The sequence below is a fragment of the Saccharothrix sp. CCNWYY140 genome, from assembly GCF_037401995.1.
In the GTDB taxonomy this organism is placed as follows: domain Bacteria; phylum Actinomycetota; class Actinomycetes; order Mycobacteriales; family Pseudonocardiaceae; genus Actinosynnema.
Map to the genome: position 1 here is coordinate 1 of NZ_JBBEGC010000229.1, position 5,742 is coordinate 5,742.

The following is a 5,742-nucleotide window of genomic DNA, read 5'->3' on the forward strand; positions in this document are numbered from 1 at the left end:
CAGGCCGGACGGGGAAAGAAACCGAGGCCCTTCCCGTGGGCGCTAGCCGCTTCGGCTCGCGCCTTCGGCGCGTAGCGTCCTTTGGGCGCGGAGGGGCCTGCCCTGTGGGCGGAGGGGCACCAGCCGTGGCCTACTCAACGGGTCACCAGCGGCCTGCGGTAGCGGACCTCTTCCAGGCGCACGGTCCCGGCGGCGATGGTCTCGACGCGGGTCGTGCCGTCCGGTGCCCAGCCTGCCCGTGCGTAGAAGCGGCGGGCGCGGTCGTTGGCACCGAGCACCCACAGGGTGGCGTCGCGGTAGCCCCGGTCGCGGAGCGCGGTGACGGCGTGGTCGAGCAGGGGACGGCCCAGGCCGCTGTGCCAGTGCGCTGGGTCGAGGTTGATCGCGTGCAGTTCGCCCGTCCCCGGATCGGCGTCGGCGTCCCGGCTCGGACCGACGATGGCAAACCCCGCCACCACGCCAGAACCCTCGACGACACCGGTATCCTCGATCACGAAGACGTCCGCAGTGCCCTGAGCCAACTGCCGCTCCCACGCTGCCCGCCGATCCGCCACGGACAACCCGCTCAGGAACTCCTCGGGCATGTGCCCGGCATACGCGGCCTGCCACGCCTCAACGTGGATGCGCGCGATCTCTGCGGCATCAAGGACGGTCGCGGTTCGGATGACGGGCTGCGGCGTGGACACGGGCCGAACATCGCACGCCGCTCACCGCCACCGCAAACCGGATCCCGTGCCGGCCGGCCATCAGACCCTGCGTCCAGCCCCCAGCGTTCAGACGCTGCGCAGGACCGAGACCACCACGCCGAGGATGACAGCCTCGTCCCCGTTGATCACCTCGTACGCCGGGTTCCGAGGTTCGAGCAGGACGTGCCCGTCACGCCGCCGAAAGACCTTCACCGTGGCCTCCCCATCGATCATGGCGGCGACGATCTGCCCCGAGTGAGCCTCCGGCTGCTGCTTCACCACGACCATGTCCCCGTCGCAGATCGCCGCATCCACCATCGAGTCTCCCCGCACCCGCAGGGCGAAAACGTTGCCCCGGCCCGTGAGTTCCCGCGGCAGGGTGAGGACGTCGTCCACGTGCTGGTCCGCCGCGATCGGGACACCCGCCGCGATGTCGCCGACGACCGGAACCGGCACCGAGTCCGCCGACTCCGACGTCGTGCTGCTGCCAAGGAACATCCGGACGTCGATCGGACGGGTCAAGGTGTCGCTTCGACGGAGGAAGCCCTTGTCCTCCAAGGCGGCCAGGTGCTTGGAGACCGACGAGGACGACTTGAGGCCCACGGCGTCGCCGATCTGGCGGGTGCTCGGCGAGTACCCGTGTTCGCCCACCCAGTCCCGGATGGCGGCCAGGATGCGTTGCTGGCGCTCGGGCAGGGCGGAGGCGTCGAGGTCGTCGAAGTCGTAGGTCACCCGCTTGATCTTAGGCGGGTCGGGGGATCGCCTCGCGCACGGCGGGGGCGACCTCCGCCGCCCAGCGGTCCAAGGTTTCAGGGTCCGGGGTGCCGCCGCGTGGGGAGAAGAGGATGAAGCCCGAAGCGCCGTGGTTCAGGACCGCGTCCGTCAGCTCCTCCACCCACTGCTCCACCGAGCCGCCGATCCACCGGCCGTCCTTGTTGCGGGTCGCGGGCAGCGGGGAAGTCGTGATGCGGCCGGGGAAGTTGTAGATGGTGCGGACTTCCGACGGGTCGCGGCCGACGGACGCCGCCGCCTCGTCCACCACGGGACGGGACGTGCGGTAGCGCTCGCTGAGCCAGTCCGCCGCGTGGCCGGGGATCCAGCCGTCGGCGACGCGGCCGGTGGCGGCCAAGGACTTCGGGCCCACCGAACCGGTCCACACGGGAGGGGCCGGCGTGGGGGCGGGATCGATGTTGTTCACCCGGTAGTGATCACCCTCGTGGGTGACCGCAGGGCCGCCGCCGGAGAGCTTGCGCACCAGGACGATCGCCTCCTCGAAGGCGTCCACGGCATCGCCGGCGGACAGGCGCGGCACGCCCATGTCGGCGATGCGGTCCCACAGCCCGCCTGCGCCCATGCCGAGCACGACCCGGCCGCCGGACAGGGCGGACAGCGTCGTCACCGCTCGGGCCAGCATCGGGGCGGGGCGGGTGGGCAGGTTGGTGACGTTGGCGAAGCCGGCCAGCCGTTGGGTCTGGCCCAGGACGTAGCCGAGGGTGGCGTACGCGTCGAGGCGGTCGCCCAGGTACGGGTGGTCGGACAGGGAGAAGATGTCGAGGCCCTCGCGGTCGGCCCGCTGCGCCATGCGCAGCAGCTCCGGCCCCTCGTCGACGACGCTGTGCGCGCCGAACCCGAAAACAACTCGCGGCAGTGACATGGTCGTGCCCCTCAACGCTCGATGCCGAACTGCGCGGCGAAACGGCTGGTGAACAGGTCGGCGCCCTTGTACTCGACCACGGTCTCGACCGGGACCACGAACGGTCCCTCGGGCGAGGGGAACTGGCCGACGCCGCCACGGGAACCCAAGGGCAGCAGGATCATCGGGTGCGGGGCGGGGTCGTAGGTCGCCGTCGGCTCCTCGCCGCGCAGCCGGGCGCTGATGTTGGCCGCCACGACCTCCGCGTGCTGCATGGCGTACCCGGCCATCTTGGCCTCGGGCAGGTCGGCGAGGTCGCCCAGCGCGTAGACGTGGTCGTGGCCGACGACGTTGAGCGTTCCGGTGACGGCGACCGTGCCGCGCGGGCCGGGGGTGGTCAGGCGGCCGTCGGCGAGGTAGTCGCTGGTGACCCGCACGCCGTGGGCGCGGAACCAGATGTCGGCGGTGATGTCGCCCGCGGTGAACGCGGCACGGCGGCCGGGCTCGACCGGTGGGGTGACCGTGGTGCCCAGGCGCAGGTCGATGTCCCGTTCCTTGAGCGCCAGGTGGAGGTCTTCGCGCAGCTGCGGCAGGAAGCCGGGCAGCAGTTCGGTGCGGGGGTCGACGACGGTCACCCGCTTGTCCGGCCACACCTCCTTGATCTCGCCGGCCAGCTCCAGGCCGACCGGTCCGGCGCCCGCGATCAGGACGTGCCCGGCGTCGGCCAGTTCCGCGTGGGTGCGGCGCAGGTCGTCCAGGGCGTCGGCGGCGGACTCGGCGCCGGGCTTGCCGGGGTAGGTGTAGCTGGAACCGGTGGCCAGCACGATGTGGTCGGCGTCGATCCGGTCGCCGGAGGCCAGCGTGACGCCGTGCGGGTCGACCGAGGCGGCCCGGTCGCGGACTACCCGACCGCGGGTCAGCAGGGCGTCGTAGGGGAAGAACAGGTTGCCGGCCCAGTCCGGGCGGGTCAGCGCCCGCAACGAGCTGGCGGCGTTGACGAACGCGTCGCGCGGCTCGACCAGGACCACGTCCGCCTCGGCGTCCAGCGCCTTGGCGACCGCGGAACCCCCGTACCCGCCACCGATGACGACGACAGTGCTCATGTCTCGCACACTCCCCAGGTTGTAGTTCGTGCCACGAACTATATTGGTTCGTGGCACGAACTACAAACCGGGTGTCAGTGACGCTCGTCGCGCTCCAGGAAGACCACCGGCACCTCGTTGGCCAGGACGACCCGGCCGAGCAGTTCCGCCAGGGTGTCCCGCTCGGCCGCGTCCAGGCTCGCGGGCAGCAGGTCGATCCGGCGGCACGTCTCGGCGTAGAAGGCCTCGGCCAGCGTGCGGCCCTCGGGGGTGAGGCTGACCTGGACCGCTCTGGTGTCCTCCGGGTTCTGCTCCCGCCGCACGAGCCCGTTGCGCTCGGTCCGGTCGACCAGCCCGGTGACGCTGGACTTGGCCAGCCTCAGCACCGCGCCCAGCTCGCCCATGCCGTACGGCTGCGCCATGAGGACGCAGAGCAACTGCCCCTGCTGGGACGTGATGCCGAACTCCCGGCTCGACTCCGCGTAGACGGCGTCGACCAGGAACGCCGACCGCACCAGCGCCGCCACGACGTCGATCCGGCCATCGCCTCGAATGCCCATAGTCCCAGCGTAACAGCCTGGTTCGTACTGCGAACCATTCGGCGGCGCGGCCCGCCGCCTTCGGGTCACCGGAGTGACTCGGGCCTCATCGGCCGCCCGGGTATGCATGATCATGCGTTGTCGTGCATAATTCGAGTCGTGTCCAAGGTGCTCACTTCCCTCCCCGCCGGCGAACGCGTCGGCATCGCCTTCTCCGGTGGTCTCGACACTTCGGTGGCGGTCGCGTGGATGCGTGAGAAGGGCGCGGTGCCGTGCACGTACACCGCAGACATCGGCCAGTACGACGAACCGGACATCGCCTCCGTGCCCGGCCGCGCCGCGACCTACGGCGCCGAGCTGGCCCGCCTGGTCGACTGCCGGGCCGCCCTGGTGGAGGAAGGTCTCGCGGCACTGGCCTGCGGGGCGTTCCACATCCGGACCGGCGGACGGGCGTACTTCAACACCACCCCGCTCGGGCGCGCGGTCACCGGCACCATGCTGGTGCGCGCGATGCTCGACGACGACGTCCAGATCTGGGGCGACGGCTCCACCTACAAGGGCAACGACATCGAGCGGTTCTACCGCTACGGCCTGCTCGCGAACCCGTCGCTGCGGATCTACAAGCCGTGGCTGGACGCGGACTTCGTCAACGAGCTCGGTGGCCGCAAGGAGATGTCCGAGTGGCTGCTGGCGCGTGACCTGCCCTACCGGGCCAGCACCGAGAAGGCCTACTCCACCGACGCCAACATCTGGGGCGCCACGCACGAGGCCAAGTCCCTGGAACACCTCAACGCCGGCATCGAGATCGTCGAACCGATCATGGGCGTGAAGTTCTGGGACCCGTCGGTCGAGATCGAGACCGAAGACGTCACCATCGGCTTCGAACAGGGCCGCCCGGTCACCATCGACGGCAAGGAGTTCGGCTCGGCGGTCGACCTGGTCCTGGAGGCCAACGCGATCGGCGGCCGACACGGCCTGGGCATGTCCGACCAGATCGAGAACCGCGTCATCGAGGCCAAGAGCCGCGGCATCTACGAGGCTCCCGGCATGGCACTGCTGCACGCCGCCTACGAGCGGCTGGTCAACGCCATCCACAACGAGGACACCATCGCGGCCTACCACAACGAGGGCCGCAAACTGGGCCGCCTCCTCTACGAGGGCCGCTGGCTGGACCCGCAGTCCCTGATGATCCGCGAGTCCATCCAGCGCTGGGTCGGCATGGCGATCACCGGCGAGGTGACCCTGCGCCTGCGCCGCGGCGAGGACTACTCCATCCTGGACACCACCGGCCCAGCCTTCAGCTACCACCCGGACAAGCTCTCGATGGAACGCACCGAGGACTCGGCCTTCGGCCCGGTGGACCGCATCGGCCAACTCACCATGCGCAACCTCGACATCGCCGACTCCCGCGCCAAGCTGGAGCAGTACGCCGGCCTGGGCATGGTGGGCAGCCGCCACTCGTCCTTGATCAGCGCCACCCGCGTAGAACCGACCAAGCTCATCGGCTCGATGCCGGAGGGCGGCGCGGAGGCCATCGCCTCCCGAGGCACCACGGCAGACGACGAACTCCTGGACCACGTCGCCCTGGAATCCGGCAACGACTAACCCTCCCCACCAACGCGTGCACCGCTCCTCTTCGGGAGCGGTGCACGCTTCGTCATGACCAGGCACCCACGCCAGAAACGCGCTCCCACGCGCGCAGCGCGGGCTTTTCGGCGGAGCCGGCGAGCGGGCAGTCCGCCGAGGGGGACACAACTCAACCTGGGCTTCTTGCTTGTGTCATCCCCGTATGGCCTGCCCGA

Annotated in this window: 6 protein-coding genes; 1 reads left to right on the plus strand and 5 read right to left on the minus strand. The window is 70.5% G+C overall.

Going from position 1 to position 5,742, the window contains the following annotated elements; translation table 11 throughout:
* Window positions 1–134 precede the first annotated feature (134 nt).
* From WBN91_RS38830 to WBN91_RS38850, 5 genes are all read right to left on the minus strand, one after another.
* On the minus strand, window positions 135–686 hold the full coding sequence (locus WBN91_RS38830) for a GNAT family N-acetyltransferase (protein WP_337729302.1): 552 nt from the start codon (window positions 684–686) through the stop codon (window positions 135–137).
* Between the two features lie 87 nt (window positions 687–773).
* Entirely contained in the window at window positions 774–1,427 is a 654-nt protein-coding gene (gene lexA / locus WBN91_RS38835) for a transcriptional repressor LexA (RefSeq protein WP_443217885.1), read from the minus strand.
* A gap of 1 nt (window position 1,428) precedes the next feature.
* Complete coding sequence (locus tag WBN91_RS38840) at window positions 1,429–2,340, minus strand: LLM class flavin-dependent oxidoreductase (protein ID WP_337729300.1); 912 nt, start codon at window positions 2,338–2,340, stop codon at window positions 1,429–1,431.
* Between the two features lie 11 nt (window positions 2,341–2,351).
* Window positions 2,352–3,422 (minus strand): NAD(P)/FAD-dependent oxidoreductase, encoded by a 1,071-nt coding sequence (locus WBN91_RS38845; RefSeq protein WP_337729299.1) that lies wholly within the window; start codon window positions 3,420–3,422, stop codon window positions 2,352–2,354.
* 74 nt (window positions 3,423–3,496) lie between these two features.
* A complete protein-coding gene (locus tag WBN91_RS38850; RefSeq protein WP_337729298.1) occupies window positions 3,497–3,961 on the minus strand; it encodes a MarR family winged helix-turn-helix transcriptional regulator in 465 nt (154 codons plus the stop codon).
* Window positions 3,962–4,099: 138 nt separating this feature from the next.
* On the opposite strand from WBN91_RS38850, the gene argG reads away from it, so the two are divergent.
* Complete coding sequence (gene argG / locus WBN91_RS38855) at window positions 4,100–5,545, plus strand: argininosuccinate synthase (protein ID WP_337729297.1); 1,446 nt, start codon at window positions 4,100–4,102, stop codon at window positions 5,543–5,545.
* The last annotated feature ends 197 nt before the right edge of the window (window positions 5,546–5,742 follow it).